Below are 20,048 nucleotides of genomic sequence, written 5' to 3'. Positions count from 1 at the left end.
AATTTCAAGCTTTTCCCCGAGCTGGCAAGCTTTCTGCTTAGTGGGCTATGACGCATGCACCGATGCAGTTCGGCTGCGTAAGGCGAAGCGGGGGAGTCGTTTCGTCAGGAGCGATTGGTTGTGTCGAGAGCCCTCCCTGAGGACGTTCGATGCGTTACAAAGCCAGACACTGCGCTTAGACTTGAGCCGGGTTCGTTTTTCCTGGGGCAAGTCCACCAATACGGGAGAGAGTTTCATGAAGTTAGTAACTGCCATCATCAAACCGTTCAAGCTGGACGATGTGCGCGAGTCGCTATCGGAGATCGGCGTGCAGGGCATTACTGTCACTGAAGTCAAAGGCTTCGGTCGTCAGAAAGGCCATACCGAGTTGTATCGCGGCGCCGAATACGTGGTCGACTTCCTGCCCAAAGTGAAGATCGACGTGGCCATTGCTGATGATCAGCTGGACCGCGTTATCGAAGCCATCACCAAGGCGGCCAACACCGGCAAGATCGGTGACGGCAAGATCTTCGTGGTCAATCTGGAACAGGCCATCCGCATCCGTACCGGCGAAACCGGCACCGACGCAATCTAAAAAGCCGCCGAACCCAACGCCCCAGGAGAAAACAATATGACTCTGCGTAAGCTCGCAGGGCTAGGAGCCCTTTTGTCCCTCGTTACCCCAGGCTTGGCCATGGCGGACGAGGTTGTGTTGAATACCGGCGACACGGCGTGGATGCTGACCGCCACCGCCTTGGTGCTGTTTATGACCATCCCGGGCCTCGCGCTGTTCTACGGCGGCATGGTCCGCTCCAAGAACATCCTCTCGGTGATGATGCAGTGCTTCGCCATCACTGGCCTGATCAGCATTCTGTGGGTCGTTTACGGCTACAGCATGACGTTCGATGTCACTGGCATGGAACAGGGCGTTGTTAACTTCAATTCGTTTGTAGGCGGTTTGTCCAAGGCATTCCTCGCCGGTGTAACGCCAGCGAGCCTGACCTACGCGGTTCCGGAAGCTGTGTTCATCACCTTCCAAATGACCTTCGCAATCATTACTCCTGCTCTGATCGTCGGCGCTTTCGCAGAACGCATGAAGTTCTCCGCCATGCTGATTTTCATGGGCGTGTGGTTCACCCTGGTTTACGCGCCAATCGCCCACATGGTGTGGAGCGGCAACGGCGGCTTGTTGTGGGACTGGGGCGTACTGGACTTCGCTGGCGGCACCGTGGTGCACATCAACGCCGGTATCGCGGGTCTGGTTGCCTGCATCGTGATGGGCAAGCGTAAAGGCTACCCAACCACCCCAATGGCACCGCACAACCTGGGCTACACCCTGGTCGGTGCTGCGATGCTGTGGATCGGCTGGTTCGGCTTCAACGCCGGTTCTGCTGTTGCCGCCAACGGCACCGCCGGTATGGCCATGCTGGTTACCCAGATCGCTACCGCTGCTGCGGCACTGGGCTGGATGTTCGCCGAGTGGATCACCCACGGTAAGCCAAGTGCCCTGGGCATCGCTTCGGGTGTGGTCGCTGGCCTGGTAGGCATCACCCCGGCTGCCGGTACCGTGGGCCCGATGGGCGCTCTGGTAATTGGTCTGGCTGCTGGTGTGATCTGCTTCTTCTGCGCCACCACCCTGAAACGCAAACTGGGCTACGACGATTCCCTGGATGCGTTCGGCGTTCACGGTATCGGCGGCATCGTCGGTGCGATTCTCACCGGCGTGTTCGCAGCACCTGCTCTGGGCGGCTTCGGCACCGTTGAAGACATTGGCGCGCAAGTGATCACTCAGATCAAAGGCGTCGGGTTCACTGTGATCTACACCGCTGTCGTCACATTCGTCATCTTGAAAGTGCTGGATCTGGTGATGGGCCTGCGCGTTAGCGAAGAGGAAGAGACGGTTGGTCTCGACCTGGCGCAACACAACGAGCGTGGCTACAACCTGTAAGCTTTTTACAGGCAACACCCGCAGAAAAAATGCCCGGCTTTTGCCGGGCATTTTGCGTTTTGCGCTAGCGTGATTTACGACCATTGTCGAGCGCCACGCGCTTGAAAAGATGGTTCGCTTAAATAAACTCAAACGCTCTGGCCTGCGCCCTTTGCTTTTTCCACGAGCACGCTAGAATGCGCGCCGAACCAGCGGAGATGCATATGTGGCAGCAACGCGAATTCACCTTGCAAGCACGCCCGCGAGGCTTCCATCTGGTAACCGATGAGGTGACGGCGAAATTGCCTGAACTGGCTGGCTACCGTTTGGGTCTGTTACATCTGTGGCTGTTGCACACCTCGGCTTCACTGACTATTAACGAGAATGCCGACCCGGCTGTGCGACGCGACTTTGAGCGGTTCTTCAATCGTCTGGTCCCTCAAGTTGGCAGTGCGTATGCCGACATCAACGACCAGGACGTTTACGAACACAACGACGAAGGCGCGGACGATTTGCCCGCGCACTTCAAGGCCAGTTTGTTGGGATGCCAAGTGACGCTGCCGATACGCGCGGGTCGTTTGGCACTGGGCACCTGGCAAGGGATTTATCTGGGTGAGCACCGTGATCACGGTGGCCCCAGAAGAGTGCTTGCGACCCTGCAGGGCGAGGCTCTTTGAATTTTTTCTGGCAATGCGCGACAGCGTGTATTGCTGGGCTATAACTAACCTGCTTTTCGCAAGTCATGAGGTTAAACATGAGCGACGAAGATCTGGAACAAGACGAACTGGAAGGCGGTGCGGAAGACGACGGCGAAGAGCTGGCGGCTGCTGACGATGGCGTGGCGGATGACGCTGACGACACCGACAGTGACAGCGATGTCCCGGTAAAAGCTGGCAAGAAAGCCAAGGCTGCCGTCGATGTTGACGAGCTGCCTAGCATCGAAGCCAAGCAAAAGGAACGCGATGCGCTGGAACGCGCCATGCAGGAGTTTTTGTCCCGTGGCGGCAAGGTGCAGGAGGTCGAGCCGAATGTGGTTGCTGACCCGCCCAAGAAGCCGGACAGCAAATACGGCAGCCGCCCTATTTAGTGTTTAGCCCAATAAAAAGCCCGCCATTTTGGCGGGCTTTTTATTGGGCTTATCGATCGGCTGCGCGTCGGCGATGCTGCGTTGAAATTTGATTTTCAATGCTCATGGGCTACAGCCCACTGCGCCTCAAAATCAAATTACGCCTTGCCTCGCTCTAGCGCGCTCGATCTCGACCGAGTATCGCCGACCGCGTATTCCGCGGTCCGTTAACCGCGACTGGATCGCTGGTTTGTCGCCGATCTCAACCCCACTGCGCCAACACCCCAGGTAATTCAGCCAACGCTTTTATCTGCGCATCCGGCTGCCCCTCACCTTCCCACTCTTTCCCTTGCGGGTTAAACCAAACCGCCCGCATGCCCGCGTTCTGCGCGCCGCGGATATCGTCGGCAGGATGATCCCCAACGTGCACACCCGCCGCCGCAGCGACACCGGCCTGTTGCAGCGCCGTGATAAAGGGCAGCGGGTCCGGTTTGCCTACGCCGAGGTCTTCGGCACACAGGGCGAAGCGAAAGTAATCGGCTAACCCAAGCCGGCGAACGTCGGCGTTCCCGTTGGTGATGACGCCGAGCATGTAACGCTCGGTCAGACGCTCCAGTGTGGGCACGGTGTCGTCGAAAAAGGTGATGCGATGGCGCGCGTCGAGCATGGCGTGGAAGGCCTGTTCGGCCATGTCTTTGGCGTATGCTGCGCTATAACCCACGCCTTCCAATGCCTGAAACAAAGTGCGCCGACGCAGCTCGCTCAGGCGATAACGCAGCCCCGGCTCGGCGGCCAGTACCTGGCTGCGTATGCCCCACAAATGCTCGACCGGCAGCGCTGCCAACAGCGGTGCGTGTTGGCTCAGCCAATCGCGCATCGCCGCCTCGGCGCCCGTGATGACGGGAAGGTTGTCCCACAGGGTGTCGTCGAGGTCGAACGTAATCAGTTGAATGCTCATGGTTCGCTGCTTTTACGTTTGGCGCGGGGATGGGCACTGTCGTAAACGGTGGCCAGGTGCTGGAAATCCAGGTGGGTATAAATCTGTGTGGTGGCGATGTCGGCGTGGCCGAGCAGCTCCTGCACGGCGCGAAGGTCTTGTGAAGACTCAAGCATGTGGCTGGCAAATGAATGCCGCAGCATATGCGGGTGCAAATGCTGCCCCAGCTCGCGCACACCGGCCTGGCCGACGCGCAGTTGAATGGCGCGCGGACCCAGGCGCTTGCCTTTGGCGCTGATGAACACGGCGTCATCGGCGGGGTTCGCCAATACGCGCTGAGCCAGCCAATTTTCCAAGGCTTCACGCGCCTTGCGCCCCAGCGGCAGCACCCGCGTTTTGCTGCCCTTACCCAACACTTCGACCAGGCCACCCGGTAAGTCCAGCTGTTGCACATTCAAGCCCGCCAGCTCGGCAAGGCGCAGGCCTGAGGAGTAGAACAGCTCGAGCATGGCGTGGTCGCGCAGGCCGATAAAGTCGTCTTCCACGGCCCCGTCGAGCAACTGCGAGGTGCGGTCGGCATCGAGCGTGCGTGGCAGGCGACGTTCACGTTTGGGTGGGGCGATGCCGGTTGCAGGGTCGTGTTGGCACACGCCTTCGGCGATCAAGTAGCTGTACAAACCGCGCGTGGCAGAAAGAAGACGCGCCAGGCTGCGAGCCGACAATCCTTGCTGATGCAGGCGCGCCACGAAGCTGCGCAGCCGACGCACGTCGAGCGCCGCCCAGGAATCGATTCCTTGAGTGCCGCATAACTCAATGAGTTTGAGCAGGTCGCGCTGATAGGCGTCGAGGGTGTTGGGCGACATCTGCCGTTCGCTGCGCAGATGTTTCAGGTAGGCGTCGAGGGCAGCTTGCATCAGGCGACGCTCCTGGCTATCGGCGAACTGCCCGGACGCTTAGCGTACCGAGCGAAGGGGCGTGGCAAAGCGCGGGAGAACGCGGGCCAAAACTTCGGCGATATAGCCAAGAAACAATGTGCCCAGCGAGCTCTTGTAATGCTGCGGATCGGGACTGCCGATGGCGAGTACGCCGTGCAAACCTTGGTGACTGAGGGCTACTACGGCCGCTGAACCGACGCTCTCGCGCTCTTCTTCGCCAAACAGAAATGCCAGCTCATGGCTGCGCAATACGCCGCAAATGGTTTTGCCGTCGGCCAACAAGCCACCGATGGCTTGATGCGCTTCGGCAAAACTCACCGAGCGGCCCACGCCGGTTGGCGTTTCGCTGAACAGGGTGAGGCTGACAAAGGGCACCTGGAATTCATGGCGCAGGCTGTCTTCAACGGCGCTGACCACTTCTTCCAGCGAGCTGGCATCGAGCAAGTCGAGCACCAGGCGGCGAGTCTTATCGAACAGCCGATCGTTGTCGCGGGCGACGTCCATCAGTTGCGAAAGACGGTGGCGCATCTCGATGTTGCGCTCACGCAGCAGCTTGACCTGACGCTCAACCAGCGACACCGACTCGCCCCGCTGATGCGGAATGCGCAGCTCGGGAATCAACTCGTCGTGGTCGACGAAAAACTCCGGATGCGCGCGCAGAAATGCGGCCACCGCTTCGGCGTCCAGAGGGGTGCTCTCGTCTTGCTGCTTATCGGTCATAGGCGAACCTGCCCTTCGTAAACCCGGACGGCGGGTCCGGTCATCATTACGGCGTGCCCTGCGCCGGCCCATTCAATAAACAGGCGACCGCCAGGCAGTTCGAGTTGCAGAGGCGAATCCATCCAGCCTTGGCTGATGGCAGCGACCGCCGCCGCGCAGGCGCCGGTACCGCAGGCCTGGGTTTCCCCGGCGCCGCGCTCCCAAACGCGCAGCTTGGCGTGTTGGCGATCAGTAATTTCCAAAAAGCCGACGTTCACGCGCTGAGGAAAACGCAGGTGATGTTCCAGCTTCGGCCCCAGGGTATGAACTGGCGCGTCGGCCACGCTATCGACGCGCAGCACGGCGTGCGGATTGCCCATGGACACCGCCGCCAGCGTGACCGCTGTACCCTCGACATCGACCTGATAATTCAGCGCCTGGCTCTCGGCCTGGAACGGAATGCGCGCGGGTTCAAGAATCGGCGCGCCCATGTTTACGCTGATTTGGCCGTCGGGGCGTACGTCCAGCTCGATGATGCCGCCGGAGGTTTCCACGCGAATCTGGCGTTTCATGGTCAGTCGCTTATCCAGCACAAAGCGGGCGAAGCAGCGTGCGCCGTTGCCGCATTGCTCAACTTCAGAACCGTCGGAGTTGAATATCCGATAGCGAAAGTCGACGTCCGGATTGGTCGGCGGCTCGACCAACAGCAGTTGGTCGAAGCCCACGCCGGTGTGGCGGTCGCCCCACTGTTTGGCGTGCTTTGGCTGGATGTGCGCGTGCTGGCTGACCAGGTCGAGGACCATGAAATCATTGCCCAGGCCGTGCATTTTGGTGAATCGCAGCAGCATGACCGTTACTCCGGCAGCAGGCTTTCGCCAGCATAGAGTTCTTGCACGGTCTCACGGCGACGCACTTCATAAGCCTGTTCGCCGTCGACCAGCACTTCGGCGCAACGGCCACGGGTGTTGTAGTTAGAGCTCATGGCAAAACCATAGGCGCCCGCCGAACACACCGCCAGCAAATCACCTTCTTCCAAAGCCAGTTCACGACCTTTGGCGAGGAAATCACCCGTCTCGCAAATCGGCCCGACGATGTCGTAAGCGCGCGCGGCGCCCTCGCGCGGCTGCACCGCTACAACGTCCATCCACGCCTGATAAAGGGCGGGGCGAATCAGGTCGTTCATCGCCGCGTCGACGATGGCGAAGTCTTTGTGTTCGGTGTGCTTGAGGTATTCCACCTGCGTCAGCAACACGCCGCCGTTGGCGACGATGTAGCGGCCGGGTTCGAACACCAGTTTTAGGTCACGCCCAGCGGTACGCTCGCGTACGGCCTTGATGTAATCGCTGACCAGTGGCGGCGTTTCGTCTTTGTAACGCACGCCAACGCCACCACCCAGGTCGAGGTGGTGAATCTGAATGCCGCGCGCCGAAAGGCGGTCGATCAGCGCCAACAAGCGGTCGAGTGCATCAAGGAACGGCGGCAGGCTGGTCAGTTGCGAACCGATATGGCAGTCCACACCCAGCACTTTCAGGTTCGGCAACTCGTGGGCGCGGGCATATACCGCTTCGGCGTCGGCAATCGCGATACCGAATTTGTTTTCTTTGAGGCCGGTCGAAATGTACGGGTGGGTGCCGGCGTCAACGTCGGGGTTTACGCGCAGCGAAATGGGCGCAATCACGTCTTGCTCGGCGGCCACCAGTTGCAGGCGTTCCAGCTCATCAGTGGATTCGACGTTAAAGCAGTGCACGCCCACTTCCAGCGCGCGGCGCATGTCGTCGCGGCTTTTGCCCACACCGGAAAATACGATTTTGCCCGGCTCGCCACCGGCGGCCAGCACGCGCTCCAACTCGCCGGAGGAAACAATATCGAACCCGGCGCCCAGGCGGGCCAACAGGTTCAGTACAGCGAGGTTGGAGTTGGCTTTGACGGCGTAGCACACCAGATGCGGGACGCCTTGCAGCGCGTCGGCATAGGCATTGAATTGCGCGCTGATGTGCGCGCGGGAATACACGTAAGTGGGCGTACCAAAACGCTCGGCAATGGCGGACAACGCCACACCCTCCGCAAACAGTTCGCCTGTGCGGTAATTGAAGGCGTGCATACCGCCTCCTTAATGGGTGTGTTCAGCGGAAGGTTGGTCTTCGCCTGGCAGATACAGCGGGCCTTTCTGGCCACAGCCGGTAAGCAGAGACGAAATGGCGACGAGCGCGATAAGGGCAGTCAGTAGCCGCTTCATGGCGGATTCCTTGTAAAAGCAGTGATTGCGCCGGAGTATACCGGCCGCCCGGCGCCTTGCCTATGCGCCGGGCGATAGACCGGAGCTCCCGCGCAGCGGGCCCTGACGCTATCGTAAAAGCGTCTACGTTTGTCCCTTCAAGCCCCAACAGGAGCTCTGATGCACACACCTGCGCCACTGGCCGGTTCGGTTTCGGTCGCCTATTTCCAAGGCCTGTTGGACTACCTTGCGCGCCAGGGAATCGCCACCGAAACGTTGCTGGCGCCCTTGCACGTAAGCCCTGAGCTGTTGGCCCAGCGTGATCAACGCGTGGCCGCCTCGGTGTATCTGGCAGTGATGGAAAAAGGCGTTGAGCTGACGGGCGATGCGCACTTCGGGCTGCACCTCGGCGAAGCGGTGCGGCCGGGTTACTACGGCGTGCTCGGCTATTTGCTGATGAGCTGCGCGACCCTGGGCGACGCGCTGCACCGCCAGGCGCGCTACGCCACCTTGGTCGGCAGCCTCGGGCATGTTGACCTGGCCGATGAGCCCGCTCGGCCCGGCCTTGAACCGCAAGTCGCCCACAGCTGGCAGCCGCTATTGCCGCAGCAGCAACGGCACCTGTGCGAGGAAACTCTGGCGGGCTGGACCACCTTTGGGCATTGGATCAGCGGCCTTGATGTTCCTCCCACCGAAGTGCGCTTTCAGCACCCGGCGCCTGCTGATACGGCCGAGCACCAGCGCATCTTTCGTTGCCCAGTGCTGTTTTCCCAACCCGACAACGCCCTGGTCTTCCCCAAGCGCCTACTGCTTGCGCCGCTTGGCCAGGCCGATGCGCTGGTGCGCAAGATGCTCGACGGCTATGCCGACCGCCTGCTCACGGAATTGCGCCACGAGCAAAACGTGCTGGACCGCGCGCGCCTGGAACTGGCCAAGCAACTCGCCGAACAGGGACCGGACTTGGAGCGCCTGGCGCAGACTTTGGGGCTCAGTCCACGCACCTTGCAGCGCCGTCTGCGCGAGACCGGGTTATCATTCAGCCAACTTGTCGACGAAACTCGCCAGCAGTTGGTGCTCAATTACCTACGGGATCCGACGCTCGAGCTGGCTGACATCGCATTTTTTGTTGGCTTCAGCGAAGCCGGTTCCCTGGCCCGCGCGTTTCGCCGCTGGACCGGACAGAGCCCCGCCGAGTACCGCCGCACACTAGTCGGCTAATGCCTACAACTTGTCGCAACGCACCTGCGTCGTTGCCTTAATTTTTGCCTGAGGTGCCCGTTATGAGTTTGACCGAAGCGCGTTTTCACGACCTGGTGGATGCCACCCAGGAATCGGTAGAAGACATTTTCGATGACAGCGGCCTGGACCTCGACCTGGAAAATTCCGCCGGCATTCTCACCGTGCGTTTTGCCAATGGCTCGCAGTTGATCCTCAGCCGGCAGGTGCCGATTCGCCAATTGTGGGTGGCGGCTCGCTCTGGCGGTTTCCACTTCGATTACGACGGCGCCACTGACCGTTGGATCTGCGACACCAGCGACGAGCTGCTCGGCGAAATGCTCGCACGCATCACTCTTGAACAAGCCGGCGAAGCGATCGAGTTCGATGAGCTCTGACATGAATGCCCCGCAGATTTTCCAGCCACAGGCGCAAGACCCGGACGTGGTGCTGTCGCCATGCCGCCGCGAATGCTGCCTGGATGACGACGACGTGTGTTTGGGCTGCGGTCGTTTGCTCGCTGAAATCCGCGAGTGGAAAGCCGCTGATAGCCCGCGTCGTCGGCAAATAATCGAGTTAGCGCAGGCACGCGTAAAGCCGTCGCCTTTTCGGCAGTCTTGACCAAGCAGTCATGTCTTGTGCTACGGTCGGCACTCGCCTCACCAGAATGAGGCGCCTGCAAACCCCGGCTTCGGTCGGGGTTTTTCTTTAACTGCCGCCTGGAATTTGCTGCCGCCCGCATTGGGTTGCGACGTTCCGCTGGTAGCCGCTGCCTGGCTGCCACTGACTATGAGTACTGCGTTATGACCGCTCCAGCCATCACCATCACCCGTCTGGACCTGCAACGCCTTGAGCGTCTGCTCGAAAGCCTCGACGATTTCGGCCCAGGCGCCCAAGCCCTCGAAGAGGAGCTGGCGCGCGCCAATGTGGTCGGCCATGACGAAGTGCCGGCCGGCGTGGTGACCATGAACTCGCGAGTGGTTTGCCGGGAAGAAAGCAGCGGCAAGGAATACCACCTGACGCTGGTGTACCCGAACGAGGCGGGCGGCGAGGGCACCGTATCGGTTCTGGCGCCCGTAGGCAGTGCGCTGTTGGGGCTGTCGGTTGGCCAACACATCGACTGGCCGACGCCGGCTGGAAAACTGATTCAGCTGACATTGCTGGCAGTCGAGTACCAACCAGAAGCAGCCGGTGCCTATAGCCAGTAATCGCCAGGCGCTTTTAGAGTAGGCGTTCATTCAGTGGCAAGGAGGCCGAGATGCCCAGCCTACCGATGTACTTCCCGCCTGCGTTTTCCCTGCCTCAAGCGTTGCTCTGCGCCCAATTGGTGAACTGCGCTTATCAGCAGTACGACCAATGGATGGCGCAGCAGCAGCCGCGAAAGCCTGAAGACTTTCACTGGCAGCTCCCCGACATGCGCGGTTGGCAGTTTTCAGCGCCGGTGTGGAGCGTGCTCAGCGAATTGCATTTTCTCAATGAGTCCGAGCCTTTCGGCTTTGCGGCGCGCGACCCGCAGGGCGCCGTTTACCTGGTGTTTCGCGGCACCGACACGGCGCAAGACTGGCTCGATGATCTGGATGTGCCGCAGCGCAGCTACCCGTGGAAAAGCGACGTTGGCCTGGTGCACGACGGCTTTTTGAAGCTCTACACCTCACTGCGCGACCTGGCGTTACAAGCGCTCGACGATATGCGCCCCGAAGGACCGCTGTGGGTATGCGGGCACAGTTTAGGCAGCAGTTTGTCGACGCTGGCGGTTCCTGATATGCGCGAGCGCTGGCCCGGCCTGGCGCTGCAGCACTACAATTTTGCCAGCCCGCGCCTGGCCTCGCCCTCGTTCGCCGCGTACTACAACGGTCTGCAGGTGCCGACCTTTCGGGTTGTGAACGACAGCGACCTGGTTCCCGAAGTGCCGCCAGGCGTCAGCGGCACGTGGCTCTACCAGCATGTTGGCCAGGCGATTACGTTCACGGCCAGCTACGCCAGCGTGCTGGGCGACCACAGCCTGGCAGGCAGCTACCTGTACGCACTCAATAACCCGCAGGCGCCAATGAAGGCGTGAGCCGATGCTCACTGTTTTTACTGTTTTTACTGTTTTTCACTGCGGCAGCGGCTTCAGCCGCGATGGGCCAAACGGGCAAACACGTTACGCACGTTGCAGCGCGCTATTGAGCGCAGCCTCCAGCCGGGTTTTGTAGCGCAGGTAATGAATGGTCTGCGTTTGCCCCTCACCAAGCACCCGCGACAGATCCAGGTCGGTGATGTAGCACGGATAACGCTCGTGGCCGCTGCGTTGCGAAAGGATGTGGCGGGCCACGGCGCTGAACAGTTCATTGCCGTATTCCAGCTCGGAAAATTCCCGGTGGTTACAGAACAGCGTCACGTGCACCCGTCCTTGCTCGGCGGGTTCGACAATCGCCTGAACGTCATAGAACGGATGGCTGACTGCCGATTGCGGCGACGCGCGGCGTTCCAGAAACTGCGCCCGGGAAGGTGCCGGTGGCAGCACTTCGTAATAGAGAATTTCCAGGTTTTCCGCTAACACCGGGTCGGTATCCAGCGGCAGCTGCGCGTTGCGTCGATAGAGCACTGATTGCAGAAAACGGTGCAGCGGCGTAAGCAAGCTTTGCTCATCCCGGAATGGAAGGCGCTGGCGCCAGAGCGCGTTGCGTTCATCCAACACGGTCAGCTCGGCGGTGTCTTCGTGCAGCCGGTAGAACACTTGAATGCAGTCGGGTCGGCCCAGCGGCAAAATCATCGCCAGGTCTTCGCCTTCCAATGCATGGCGATCCAAGTGCAGCGGACTGTAGCTGTTCAGCTCGCTGCCCAACTGCTCCAGCAACGCCGGCAGGTTGTTTAGCGCCACATGGTCGACATGGCCAGGCGTTAATTGCAGCACGTGGTATTGCTGCTGAATCTGCACCAAGTAGCGTTGCCCGCGTTCGCCCACGAAGTGCGAAAGAATATCGCGGAACAATTCTTCAACACGCTCGGCAATCGCCTGAGCGCGGTTGCGACAGAAGCACCGCACTTTCAACACCGGCAACGCCCCACCTGGCGGCAGGCTATTGAGGAAGTCGCGCAAGCAGTCGAGCAGCGCATGGGTGCCGTCATAACGACTGACTGACAACTCGTTCCAGCTGTTCAAACTCACCTGATCGAGGGTCAACACGAGGTTCTCGCGCACACCCGAATAGCCCAGGGAATCCGTGCGGCCGGTGGTCATGTGCACGTTGAGCTGGCTGTGCTGCTTGAGCGGGTCGATACCGACGTTAACCAGCAACAACACCTCGCTCGGCGCGCTGCTGTGCAGCAGCGCATCTTCGCTCACGCTCGGTAACGGCAGCGGCACGGCTTGCTGCAAGCTGGTGAGCAGATTGGCCAGTTCGAACTCGGTGAGGTCGCTGTCGCCAGGGTGCAGGGCGATGCGCGTGCTGCTGTCGATCACGCCATTGCGGTGACACCAGGCCAGCAGCTCGATCAGTTCGCGGGCCCGTTTCAGCGGGGCAAAATCACGCCATTCCTGGCCGCTGAGGCTGCCGTTGAACAATGCCCATTGGCTGTCATCGGTGCTGTCGCTGTTGAACACCAACGTCAGGTTGTCTTCGGCCAGGTCGGGGGCGATGCCGGGGTTGATGAATTCAATCTTGCCAGCCTTGCGCTCGAAGGCGGCGTACAGGCGCCGGCCCAATACGCCGAGGTCGCGACTGTTGAGTGAACTGGCGACTTGTTGAGTGCGGGCGAACTGCGAGAGGAAGCGGTAGCTGTAGGTCAGCTCGTTAACCAGCACGCGGCGCTCGGCGCTGACCTGCCGAACTTTCCACTGGCTGCGACTATCGAGCATGGCCAGTTGCCGCTGCTGCCAGCCCCAGCCTGCAGTGAGTCTCTCCAGCAACAGACGCTGCCAGCTTTTGCGCCGGTTGCGCGGCGGGTTGCTGATTTTCTTGTTCACCTTGAGGTACAGGCAGCGCCGGATCAGTTCCAGGCGCTCGGTTTCGCCGCGGCCACTGAGGTATTCCTCGAGGCGGCGGTACACCACGACGTACGGGTCGAGCTCGTCAAGGTCGAGCTGGTTGCTGAACACCGCTTGTTTGAAACGCAGGCTCAAGCATTCAACGTTCGGGTGTTCGCTGGCGTACACCTCGGTCAGCAGCAATTTGAGCGCCGACTTGTAAGGCGACTCGATGCCCTTGAACAGCTGCCACATGCCAGCGCCGATAAATTCGCCCGGCGGAATGGTGGCCAGATGGCCAAGATCCAGCACTTCGTCCGCACGAATAAACCGTTTGCTGAGCAGCTGATGGGTGTATTCGGCGTAGCGTTTTTCTTCGTACACCGGCACCAGCCACCACAGCGGCGTGCGCCCGGCGAGCCAGATGGCGGTGCGGTAGAACTCGTCCAGTAGCAAATAATGCTGCGTGGTGCCGCAATCATCAGAGGTGAGTTGGGCTTCACGGTCACCGACGGTGAAGCGCGCCGGGTCGATCAGGAAAAAATGCGCCTCGGCGCCTTGGGTCGCTGCCCACGCTTCCAACAACGTGCATTTGCGCGTCAGCTCTTGCAGCTCCTGAGCGCTCAGGTTCGGCGCATGGCACACCCAAACGTCCATGTCGCTTTGCTCGGCCTGCGCCACGGTGCCGAGGCTGCCCATCAGAAACAGACCATGAATTGGCAACGGCGGATTGCCGCGCCGCGCTTTGTACACGAACGAGCGGGTCAGGCGTTGGGCTTCGCTCAGGAGTTCGTCGTCGGGTTCATAACCGGATACGCCGGCCGGCGTCTGGCCGGAGACGTAGCCCGGAAGCAGCGGGTGGTTAACGTGAAACAACAACGGCAACAGCTTGAGCACCAACTGCTGACGCGTCGAGAGCCCTTGCATGGCGCGGTCCAGACGGCCGCTGTTGACCTTGAGAAAGCGCGTGCGCAGCTGCGTCAGCACCTTGCGGTCGATACCCTCGTCGATGTCGGGACGAATTTCCTGGGTGCGCGTCATAGCTAACTCTTGCCGGTTGGTGGGGCTAGATTAGCAGCCGCGAAACGCCGGGGGCAGGGGGCTGTGGCTTGATTTACGGCGGTGAGGCGGAGCAGGCAAAAGCAGCTGGGCGCCGCCTTTGCCTGAGTCACGGAAGGTTAGGCCGCTTCTTCAACGGTGAGTATGGTCAGCAGGTCTTGGGCATGTTGCGCGGCGTCCAGCCCGAGACTGGTCAGGTAACCGCCATCGGGCAGCGTCACCAGGCCTTTTTCGTGCAGGCGCTGGGTGGCGGCAATGGCTGTGGGCGAGGCGATATGGTGGACCTTGAGGCCTTCCTTGGTGTTGGAAAGGTTGTACAGGGCAAGAATTTCCAGCTCAGCAATCAGTTCGGGGGTAAATGACATGTTTGCTCCAGATTTCTTGTAGTGCGCCAACGCTCAGCATTGAGTCGGTAGCAGCGTGGACCCCAACTAGCGGGCAGGGGGTGGTGGGTGGTGGCCGCTTACTTCGCGGCGTTCTGCTTGTTCCTCCAGGTGTCGATGATCTGTTGATAGCGGCCGTCGCTTTCGATTAAGCGCATTCCTTGATCGAAACGGTTGAGCAGGTTTTCAGCGTCTGGATGGTGTCGGGAAAAGGATAGATAAAGATCAGGGCGGTGCACGGTCATGACCGGGATAAATTGCCCACGCAGTTCCGGATGCTCCTCGAACAGCTGCAGTGCGGTTCCTCGAAATGCCAGCATGTAATCGACGCGCGAGCGTTGCAACATCAAAAAACCGTTGAGGTCTTTGCGCACCATGATGCGGTTCACGCGGATGTCGTTGTCAAACTCGGCACCGTATTCGTAGCCATTGGTGACCGCCACGGTTTTGCCCGCCAACTGATCCAGATTGCTCACCGGCTTGGCGCTGTCATTGCGCGCCCACAGCAGAATCGATTCGCTGAACAATGGGTGGGTGGGCAAACGGTAGTCGGCAGCGATTTGCGCATTGGGCGAGGTGTTGAAGCACGCCACTAACTGACCGCGCAGAGCCAGTTGCATGCAGCGTGTATAGGGAAAGGAGACGAGTTGAATGTCCGTGCCAGTCGCGGCGAAGGCCGCTTTGACGATGTCCACCGACATGCCGGAAATTTCACCATCGCGAAGCGCCGTATAGGGATACCAATCGTCCTCGGCGCCGATCTGGATGGGGTCGGCCTGAGCGCGGGAAATGCCGAGGGCGGCGACCAGCAAGGCCGCACACAAGGTTGTCCAACTGCTGAAATAGACGCGATGGGTCATCGATTCAGGCTCGGGGACCGCCCAGGAGGTGGGCGGGACCATGGCAGGATGCTATGACCGCGAGGCTAATCCGCTGCGTTGAGTCAAGGCAAGCGCTGCTTAGGTATTAGTCAGTGTCTTCCGAGCCTTCAGGTAATTCAGGCAGCGCGCGAAGGGCTTGTTCGTACCAGGCCGTGTCGAACGGGCGGTCTTCATCCAGCATGGCGTCAATTTCGAAGGCCAACACCAGCGCCATCAAACGCAACGCCTCTTCACGCGCATAGCCCACCAGCGTCAGCTTGTTGAAGGCGGCGTTAGCGGCAGGCGGGGTGTCGGTTTCGAGCTGATTTTCAATGGCTTGGACCAGGGTTGCTTCAGCGAAGGATTCTTCGCTCTCATCAATGTCGCTCATGGCGCGCTCCTCGGAAAACAAGGCCGCAGTGTGCCATGGTCCGTGCGCTATGGCGTACGCATTCATAGGGTGGATTCGGCTGGGCGCCTGGCTCGTCACGGTTTATAAGGTGCAACGCCCACTCCACCAGGAACGGAGATTGTCATGCTCAAACTGCACGGTTTTTCGGTCAGTAACTACTACAACATGGTGAAACTGGCCTTGCTGGAAAAAGGCATCCCCTTCGAAGCGGTTGCGGTTCACGGCGGTCAGCGTGAAGAATTTCTGGCCATTAGCCCGCGCGGCAAAGTGCCCGTGCTGCAAACCGAGCAAGGCTTTATCAACGAGACCAGCGTCATTCTCGAGTACCTGGAAGAAACCCACCCCGCCAAACCTTTGCTGCCGAGCGACCCGCAGGCGCGCGCCTATGTGCGTTCGCTGATGCGCGAGATTGAGCTGTATATCGAGCTGCCGGCGCGCGCCTGTTATCTGGAGGCATTCTTCGGCGGCAAAGTAGACCCGGCGATCAAGGCCAAAAGCCTGGAAGACCTGAACCTGGGGCTGGCCAGCCTGAAGCGCCACGGCGCGTTTTCGCCCTACTTGGCGGGCGACAGCTTGAGCCTGGCGGATCTGTATTTTCTCTTCAGCCTGGACTTGGCGAGCACGGTAATGGGCAAGCTGTTCGCCACGGATGTGCTGGCCGATTTCCCGCAGGCGGCCGCGCTGTTCAAGCTGCTGAACCAGAATCCGAATGTGCAGAAGGTGGCGGCGGACAAAGACGCCGAGATGGAGCAGTTTTTGGCGATGGCGCGGGGCAAGAAGTAAACCAACCGCTCGCGGCGGATCGGATTGCCCGATCCGCTGCGATGGGTCGCGAAGGGAAATGCGTTTAGCGGCTGGCCAACAGCGCCTTGCCGCGAATCACGGCAGCTTTCACCTGATTCGGTGCCGTGCCGCCGATATGGTCGCGAGCATTCACCGAGCCTTCGAGGGTCAACACGGCGAACACGTCCTGCTCAATCTGGTCGCTGAAGGTGCGCAGTTCGTCGAGGCTCATTTCCGCCAGGTCTTTACCGGTTTGCACGCCGTACTTCACTGCATGGCCAACAATCTCGTGGCAGTCGCGGAAGGGTAGGCCCTTGCGAACCAGGTAGTCGGCGAGGTCCGTGGCCGTGGAAAAACCACGCAGGGCAGCTTCACGCATGACGGCGGTTTTCGGTTTGATTGCCGGCACCATGTCGGCAAACGCACGCAGGCTGTCGCGCAGCGTGTCGGCAGCATCGAACAGCGGTTCTTTGTCTTCCTGGTTGTCTTTGTTGTAGGCCAGCGGCTGGCCTTTCATCAACGTCAGCAGGCCCATAAGGGCACCGAATACCCGCCCGGATTTACCCCGTACCAGCTCCGGCACGTCGGGGTTTTTCTTCTGCGGCATGATCGAGCTGCCGGTGCAAAAACGGTCAGGCAAATCAATGAACTGGAATTGCGCGCTGGTCCACAGCACCAGCTCTTCGGAGAAGCGCGAGAGGTGCATCATCGCCAGCGAAGCTGCTGCGCAGAATTCGATGGCGAAGTCGCGGTCAGACACACCGTCCAGCGAGTTGCCACCCACGGCATCGAAGCCCAGCAGTTCGGCGGTGATTTCGCGCTTAATCGGGTAGGTGGTGCCGGCCAGTGCAGCTGAACCCAACGGCATGCGGTTCGTGCGTTTGCGGCAGTCGACCAGGCGCTCGTAGTCGCGCGAGAGCATTTCGAACCAGGCCAGCAAATGATGCCCGAAGGTGACTGGCTGGGCGGTTTGTAGGTGCGTGAAGCCGGGCATGATGGTGCCGGCTTCACGCTCGGCCTGCTCCAGCAAGCCTTGTTGCAGGCGGGTGATTTCGCTGAGGATCAGGTCGATTTCATCGCGCAGCCACAGGCGGATGTCGGTGGCGACCTGGTCGTTGCGCGAGCGGCCGGTGTGCAACTTTTTGCCGGTAACGCCGATGCGGTCGGTCAGTCGCGCCTCGATGTTCATATGCACGTCTTCCAGGTCCACGCGCCACTCGAACGTGCCGGCCTCGATTTCGCCTTGAATCTGTTTCAAGCCATTTTCGATGGCGTCGCGCTCATCTGCCGTGAGCACGCCGACCTTAGCCAGCATGGTGGCGTGGGCGATGGAGCCCATGATGTCGTGGCGGTACAGGCGCTGGTCGAAATTGACCGAGGCAGTAAAGCGGGCAACAAAGGCGTCGACAGGTTCGCTGAAGCGGCCGCCCCACGATTGGTTGGTCTTTTCGGTGCTCATGGCAATGACTCGGCTGGTGCGCAAAACGGGAGGCCACGGGAAGCGGCCGGCGTAAAAAGTGTGCGGATAATAGCAGGGTAGACAGCAACTTCGCGGCACCGGTTAGTCGTGCAGATATGCCCGGCGCCGTCGGCAAAGGGCGGCGGCAATGTAGGACTGATCACAGTTTTGCCGACGCGATGGCCATTTGCTGCTTTATTTAGTCCGTGCAGCGCCCGCCCGCTTGCTGCCGCGCAAGTCGCCCCGGAAACTGTGTCGATGCGTATCTCATGGCTTAAATCGAAAAAAACCGCACCCGGCGAATTCTTCTTGCCCGAGCTGTGCCTGCCCGAAGCGTTGCTAGTGCTGGTGCTGCTGGCCGAGCTGCTGGTGCTGGTGCTGGTATTGGCCGAGCCGATGCAGCCGGGCTTCAACTGGATTCGTCTGGCACTCACCTCGCTATTCGTGCAATGGATCGTGCTGCTCTCAGCGGGCCTCATGTGCCAATTGCGGCCGCTGTTGGCGCGCTTGCCGGCAGCCCTGGCGGGGTTGCTGTGCTGCCTTTTGGTAGTAGGGCTGACGCTGACCTGCACGGCCATTGCCGACTTTTACAGCCTGGGCGGACCGTTGCCGCGTACCGGCGAGGTGAACCTGTATCTGCGCCATGCGCTGATTAGTCTGATCATGTCGGCGCTGCTGCTACGCTACTTCTACCTGCAGAGCCAATGGCGGCGACAGCAGCAAGCGGAATTGTCAGCAAGAATCGAGTCATTACAGGCGCGGATCCGTCCGCATTTTCTGTTCAACAGTTTGAATAGCATCGCCAGCCTGGTGGTAATCGACCCTTATAAAGCTGAACAAGCGGTGCTGGATTTGTCCGATCTGTTCCGAGCCAGCCTGGCAAAGCCCGGCAGCCTGGTGACGTGGAGTGAGGAGCTGGAGCTGAGCAAGCGCTATCTTTCTATCGAACAATATCGCCTTGGTGAGCGTCTACAGTTGCAGTGGCAGGTCGACAACGTTCCGCCCGACCTGCCAATTCCGCAGCTCACCTTGCAGCCATTGTTGGAGAACGCTTTGATCTACGGTATTCAGCCGCGCATCGAAGGGGGCGTGGTACGCATAGAGGCAGATTACAAAGATGGGGTGTTCGAGCTGAGTGTCAGCAACCCTTATGACCCGGAGAAGGAGGGCAGTGAGCACAAACCCTCTCGTGGTACACAGCAAGCGTTGGTGAATATAGATGCGCGTCTTGCGGCACTTTTTGGCCCTCGCGCGAGTCTCAGCGTGGATCGCCGTGACGGGCGCCACTTCACCTGTCTACGCTATCCTTGTGCGAGACTCACGCAGGAAGCCCGAGCAATATGAATGTCCTGATCGTCGACGATGAACCCCTAGCCCGCGAGCGCCTCAGCCGTATGGTCGGTGAGCTCGATGGTTACCGAGTGTTGGAGCCCTGTGCCAGCAATGGCGAAGAGGCGTTGACCCTTATCGATAGTCTTAAACCCGATGTGGTGTTACTCGACATTCGCATGCCGGGTCTGGATGGCTTGCAGGTGGCCGCCAAACTTTGCGAGCGCGAGGCGCCGCCGGCGGTAATTTTCTGCACCGCGCACGATGAGTTCGCCATCGATGCGTTTCAGGTCAGTGCCGTGGGTTATCTGGTCAAGCCGGTGCGCCCGGAAAGCCTGATCGAAGCGCTGAAAAAAGCCGAACGTCCCAATCGCGTGCAGCTGGTGGCGCTGACCCGGCCAGCCGCCGAGAGCGGTAGCGGTCCGCGCACCCATATCAGCGCCCGCACCCGCAAAGGCATCGAGCTGATTCCCCTGGACCAAGTCATTTATTTCATCGCCGACCATAAGTACGTGACCTTGCGTCACGAGGGCGGTGAGGTGCTGCTGGACGAACCCCTTAAAGCTCTGGAAGACGAATTCGGTGATCGCTTTGTGCGTATTCACCGCAACGCGCTGGTGGCCCGTGAGCGTATCGAACGCTTGCAACGCACCCCGCTCGGGCATTTCCAGCTGTACCTCAAAGGCTTGAATGGCGACGCCCTGATCGTCAGCCGCCGCCATGTGGCTGGCGTGCGCAAGTTGATGAACAGCCTCTGAGCTGACCCACCCGAACGGCTGCTGCGGCAGCCCGTCACCCTGACGGCGGGTGCACCACCTGCGCGGCTGCCTTACTATGCGCG

At 60.3% G+C, this 20,048-nt stretch carries 23 protein-coding genes; 12 read left to right on the top strand and 11 right to left on the bottom strand.

Annotated features, from left to right (window positions below):
* Positions 1-235: 235 nt before the first annotated feature.
* The 4 genes from glnK to sutA all read left to right on the top strand — a co-directional run bounded on the left by glnK (position 236) and on the right by sutA (position 2,993).
* Positions 236-574 carry a P-II family nitrogen regulator gene (gene glnK / locus ACZZ0Q_RS21755; protein ID WP_003457590.1) on the top strand — a complete coding sequence of 113 codons (339 nt, stop codon included), beginning with the start codon at positions 236-238 and terminating at the stop codon, positions 572-574.
* Positions 575-610: 36 nt separating this feature from the next.
* A complete protein-coding gene (locus ACZZ0Q_RS21750; RefSeq protein WP_463540826.1) occupies positions 611-1,927 on the top strand; it encodes an ammonium transporter in 1,317 nt (438 codons plus the stop codon).
* A 203-nt stretch (positions 1,928-2,130) separates the two neighbouring features.
* On the top strand, positions 2,131-2,583 hold the full coding sequence (locus ACZZ0Q_RS21745) for a secondary thiamine-phosphate synthase enzyme YjbQ (protein WP_463542274.1): 453 nt from the start codon (positions 2,131-2,133) through the stop codon (positions 2,581-2,583).
* A 77-nt stretch (positions 2,584-2,660) separates the two neighbouring features.
* Positions 2,661-2,993 carry a transcriptional regulator SutA gene (gene sutA / locus ACZZ0Q_RS21740; protein ID WP_463540827.1) on the top strand — a complete coding sequence of 111 codons (333 nt, stop codon included), beginning with the start codon at positions 2,661-2,663 and terminating at the stop codon, positions 2,991-2,993.
* Positions 2,994-3,234: 241 nt separating this feature from the next.
* On the opposite strand, the gene ACZZ0Q_RS21735 is transcribed toward sutA, so the two are convergent.
* Genes ACZZ0Q_RS21735 through lptM form a run of 6 tightly spaced genes read right to left on the bottom strand, consistent with a single transcriptional unit; the run spans position 3,235 to position 7,779 of the window.
* Positions 3,235-3,930, bottom strand: a complete 696-nt coding sequence (locus ACZZ0Q_RS21735; protein WP_463540828.1) for an HAD family hydrolase — start codon at positions 3,928-3,930, stop codon at positions 3,235-3,237.
* Complete coding sequence (gene xerC / locus ACZZ0Q_RS21730; RefSeq protein WP_463540829.1) at positions 3,927-4,823, bottom strand: tyrosine recombinase XerC; 897 nt, start codon at positions 4,821-4,823, stop codon at positions 3,927-3,929. The genes ACZZ0Q_RS21735 and xerC overlap by 4 nt, the downstream gene beginning before the upstream one ends.
* Positions 4,824-4,862: 39 nt before the next feature.
* Positions 4,863-5,564 (bottom strand): DUF484 family protein, encoded by a 702-nt coding sequence (locus tag ACZZ0Q_RS21725; RefSeq protein ID WP_463540830.1) that lies wholly within the window; start codon positions 5,562-5,564, stop codon positions 4,863-4,865.
* Positions 5,561-6,391, bottom strand: coding sequence for a diaminopimelate epimerase (dapF, locus tag ACZZ0Q_RS21720; protein ID WP_463540831.1), 831 nt, complete (start codon positions 6,389-6,391; stop codon positions 5,561-5,563). The genes ACZZ0Q_RS21725 and dapF overlap by 4 nt, the downstream gene beginning before the upstream one ends.
* Positions 6,392-6,396: 5 nt before the next feature.
* Complete coding sequence (gene lysA, locus ACZZ0Q_RS21715) at positions 6,397-7,644, bottom strand: diaminopimelate decarboxylase (protein WP_463540832.1); 1,248 nt, start codon at positions 7,642-7,644, stop codon at positions 6,397-6,399.
* A 9-nt stretch (positions 7,645-7,653) separates the two neighbouring features.
* Positions 7,654-7,779 carry an LPS translocon maturation chaperone LptM gene (lptM, locus tag ACZZ0Q_RS21710; RefSeq protein ID WP_122449649.1) on the bottom strand — a complete coding sequence of 42 codons (126 nt, stop codon included), beginning with the start codon at positions 7,777-7,779 and terminating at the stop codon, positions 7,654-7,656.
* A 159-nt stretch (positions 7,780-7,938) separates the two neighbouring features.
* On the opposite strand from lptM, the gene ACZZ0Q_RS21705 reads away from it, so the two are divergent.
* From ACZZ0Q_RS21705 to ACZZ0Q_RS21685, 5 genes are all read left to right on the top strand, one after another.
* The gene (locus ACZZ0Q_RS21705) at positions 7,939-8,976 is read left to right on the top strand and encodes an AraC family transcriptional regulator (RefSeq protein WP_463540833.1); all 1,038 of its coding nucleotides are present in this window, start codon (positions 7,939-7,941) and stop codon (positions 8,974-8,976) included.
* A 62-nt stretch (positions 8,977-9,038) separates the two neighbouring features.
* Positions 9,039-9,371 carry an iron donor protein CyaY gene (gene cyaY, locus ACZZ0Q_RS21700; protein WP_122497512.1) on the top strand — a complete coding sequence of 111 codons (333 nt, stop codon included), beginning with the start codon at positions 9,039-9,041 and terminating at the stop codon, positions 9,369-9,371.
* 1 nt (position 9,372) lies between these two features.
* On the top strand, positions 9,373-9,594 hold the full coding sequence (locus tag ACZZ0Q_RS21695) for a DUF1289 domain-containing protein (protein ID WP_463540834.1): 222 nt from the start codon (positions 9,373-9,375) through the stop codon (positions 9,592-9,594).
* A gap of 182 nt (positions 9,595-9,776) precedes the next feature.
* Entirely contained in the window at positions 9,777-10,181 is a 405-nt protein-coding gene (rnk, locus tag ACZZ0Q_RS21690; protein WP_122497510.1) for a nucleoside diphosphate kinase regulator, read from the top strand.
* Positions 10,182-10,231: 50 nt separating this feature from the next.
* Positions 10,232-11,032 (top strand): lipase family protein, encoded by an 801-nt coding sequence (locus ACZZ0Q_RS21685; protein ID WP_463540835.1) that lies wholly within the window; start codon positions 10,232-10,234, stop codon positions 11,030-11,032.
* 84 nt (positions 11,033-11,116) lie between these two features.
* Here ACZZ0Q_RS21685 and ACZZ0Q_RS21680 read toward each other — a convergent pair whose 3' ends face one another.
* The 4 genes from ACZZ0Q_RS21680 to ACZZ0Q_RS21665 all read right to left on the bottom strand — a co-directional run bounded on the left by ACZZ0Q_RS21680 (position 11,117) and on the right by ACZZ0Q_RS21665 (position 15,615).
* A complete protein-coding gene (locus ACZZ0Q_RS21680) occupies positions 11,117-13,963 on the bottom strand; it encodes a class I adenylate cyclase (protein WP_463540836.1) in 2,847 nt (948 codons plus the stop codon).
* 137 nt (positions 13,964-14,100) lie between these two features.
* The gene (locus ACZZ0Q_RS21675; RefSeq protein WP_122449656.1) at positions 14,101-14,346 is read right to left on the bottom strand and encodes a TIGR02647 family protein; all 246 of its coding nucleotides are present in this window, start codon (positions 14,344-14,346) and stop codon (positions 14,101-14,103) included.
* A 98-nt stretch (positions 14,347-14,444) separates the two neighbouring features.
* Positions 14,445-15,224, bottom strand: coding sequence for a substrate-binding periplasmic protein (locus ACZZ0Q_RS21670; protein ID WP_463540837.1), 780 nt, complete (start codon positions 15,222-15,224; stop codon positions 14,445-14,447).
* A gap of 106 nt (positions 15,225-15,330) precedes the next feature.
* Positions 15,331-15,615 (bottom strand): hypothetical protein, encoded by a 285-nt coding sequence (locus tag ACZZ0Q_RS21665; RefSeq protein WP_463540838.1) that lies wholly within the window; start codon positions 15,613-15,615, stop codon positions 15,331-15,333.
* Between the two features lie 144 nt (positions 15,616-15,759).
* On the opposite strand from ACZZ0Q_RS21665, the gene ACZZ0Q_RS21660 reads away from it, so the two are divergent.
* Positions 15,760-16,419: a glutathione S-transferase family protein gene (locus tag ACZZ0Q_RS21660; RefSeq protein ID WP_463540839.1), complete on the top strand. Its 660-nt coding sequence runs from the start codon at positions 15,760-15,762 to the stop codon at positions 16,417-16,419.
* Positions 16,420-16,483: 64 nt separating this feature from the next.
* On the opposite strand, the gene argH is transcribed toward ACZZ0Q_RS21660, so the two are convergent.
* Entirely contained in the window at positions 16,484-17,878 is a 1,395-nt protein-coding gene (gene argH, locus ACZZ0Q_RS21655) for an argininosuccinate lyase (RefSeq protein WP_463540840.1), read from the bottom strand.
* 258 nt (positions 17,879-18,136) lie between these two features.
* Here argH and ACZZ0Q_RS21650 point away from each other — a divergent pair, with 258 nt between their 5' ends.
* A complete protein-coding gene (locus ACZZ0Q_RS21650; RefSeq protein WP_122497495.1) occupies positions 18,137-19,222 on the top strand; it encodes a sensor histidine kinase in 1,086 nt (361 codons plus the stop codon).
* A complete protein-coding gene (locus ACZZ0Q_RS21645) occupies positions 19,219-19,965 on the top strand; it encodes a LytR/AlgR family response regulator transcription factor (RefSeq protein WP_122497493.1) in 747 nt (248 codons plus the stop codon). Before ACZZ0Q_RS21650 ends, ACZZ0Q_RS21645 begins: the two co-directional genes overlap by 4 nt.
* Positions 19,966-20,048: the final 83 nt, after the last annotated feature.

This window comes from Pseudomonas sp. AC070 (genome assembly GCF_979258635.1).
Note: the sequence above shows the minus strand (reverse complement) of the source record. Positions and strands in the feature narration are given on the sequence as shown.

Excerpts from the sequence above, each read along its gene's own strand:
- glnK (WP_003457590.1), top strand. The coding sequence starts at position 236 with ATGAAGTTAGTAACTGCCATCATCAAACCGTTCAAGCTGGACGATGTG.
- ACZZ0Q_RS21750 (WP_463540826.1), top strand. The coding sequence starts at position 611 with ATGACTCTGCGTAAGCTCGCAGGGCTAGGAGCCCTTTTGTCCCTCGTT.
- ACZZ0Q_RS21745 (WP_463542274.1), top strand. The coding sequence starts at position 2,131 with ATGTGGCAGCAACGCGAATTCACCTTGCAAGCACGCCCGCGAGGCTTC.
- sutA (WP_463540827.1), top strand. The coding sequence starts at position 2,661 with ATGAGCGACGAAGATCTGGAACAAGACGAACTGGAAGGCGGTGCGGAA.
- ACZZ0Q_RS21735 (WP_463540828.1), bottom strand. The coding sequence starts at position 3,930 with ATGAGCATTCAACTGATTACGTTCGACCTCGACGACACCCTGTGGGAC.
- xerC (WP_463540829.1), bottom strand. The coding sequence starts at position 4,823 with ATGCAAGCTGCCCTCGACGCCTACCTGAAACATCTGCGCAGCGAACGG.
- ACZZ0Q_RS21725 (WP_463540830.1), bottom strand. The coding sequence starts at position 5,564 with ATGACCGATAAGCAGCAAGACGAGAGCACCCCTCTGGACGCCGAAGCG.
- dapF (WP_463540831.1), bottom strand. The coding sequence starts at position 6,391 with ATGCTGCTGCGATTCACCAAAATGCACGGCCTGGGCAATGATTTCATG.
- lysA (WP_463540832.1), bottom strand. The coding sequence starts at position 7,644 with ATGCACGCCTTCAATTACCGCACAGGCGAACTGTTTGCGGAGGGTGTG.
- lptM (WP_122449649.1), bottom strand. The coding sequence starts at position 7,779 with ATGAAGCGGCTACTGACTGCCCTTATCGCGCTCGTCGCCATTTCGTCT.
- ACZZ0Q_RS21705 (WP_463540833.1), top strand. The coding sequence starts at position 7,939 with ATGCACACACCTGCGCCACTGGCCGGTTCGGTTTCGGTCGCCTATTTC.
- cyaY (WP_122497512.1), top strand. The coding sequence starts at position 9,039 with ATGAGTTTGACCGAAGCGCGTTTTCACGACCTGGTGGATGCCACCCAG.
- ACZZ0Q_RS21695 (WP_463540834.1), top strand. The coding sequence starts at position 9,373 with ATGAATGCCCCGCAGATTTTCCAGCCACAGGCGCAAGACCCGGACGTG.
- rnk (WP_122497510.1), top strand. The coding sequence starts at position 9,777 with ATGACCGCTCCAGCCATCACCATCACCCGTCTGGACCTGCAACGCCTT.
- ACZZ0Q_RS21685 (WP_463540835.1), top strand. The coding sequence starts at position 10,232 with ATGCCCAGCCTACCGATGTACTTCCCGCCTGCGTTTTCCCTGCCTCAA.
- ACZZ0Q_RS21680 (WP_463540836.1), bottom strand. The coding sequence starts at position 13,963 with ATGACGCGCACCCAGGAAATTCGTCCCGACATCGACGAGGGTATCGAC.
- ACZZ0Q_RS21675 (WP_122449656.1), bottom strand. The coding sequence starts at position 14,346 with ATGTCATTTACCCCCGAACTGATTGCTGAGCTGGAAATTCTTGCCCTG.
- ACZZ0Q_RS21670 (WP_463540837.1), bottom strand. The coding sequence starts at position 15,224 with ATGACCCATCGCGTCTATTTCAGCAGTTGGACAACCTTGTGTGCGGCC.
- ACZZ0Q_RS21665 (WP_463540838.1), bottom strand. The coding sequence starts at position 15,615 with ATGAGCGACATTGATGAGAGCGAAGAATCCTTCGCTGAAGCAACCCTG.
- ACZZ0Q_RS21660 (WP_463540839.1), top strand. The coding sequence starts at position 15,760 with ATGCTCAAACTGCACGGTTTTTCGGTCAGTAACTACTACAACATGGTG.
- argH (WP_463540840.1), bottom strand. The coding sequence starts at position 17,878 with ATGAGCACCGAAAAGACCAACCAATCGTGGGGCGGCCGCTTCAGCGAA.
- ACZZ0Q_RS21650 (WP_122497495.1), top strand. The coding sequence starts at position 18,137 with ATGCGTATCTCATGGCTTAAATCGAAAAAAACCGCACCCGGCGAATTC.
- ACZZ0Q_RS21645 (WP_122497493.1), top strand. The coding sequence starts at position 19,219 with ATGAATGTCCTGATCGTCGACGATGAACCCCTAGCCCGCGAGCGCCTC.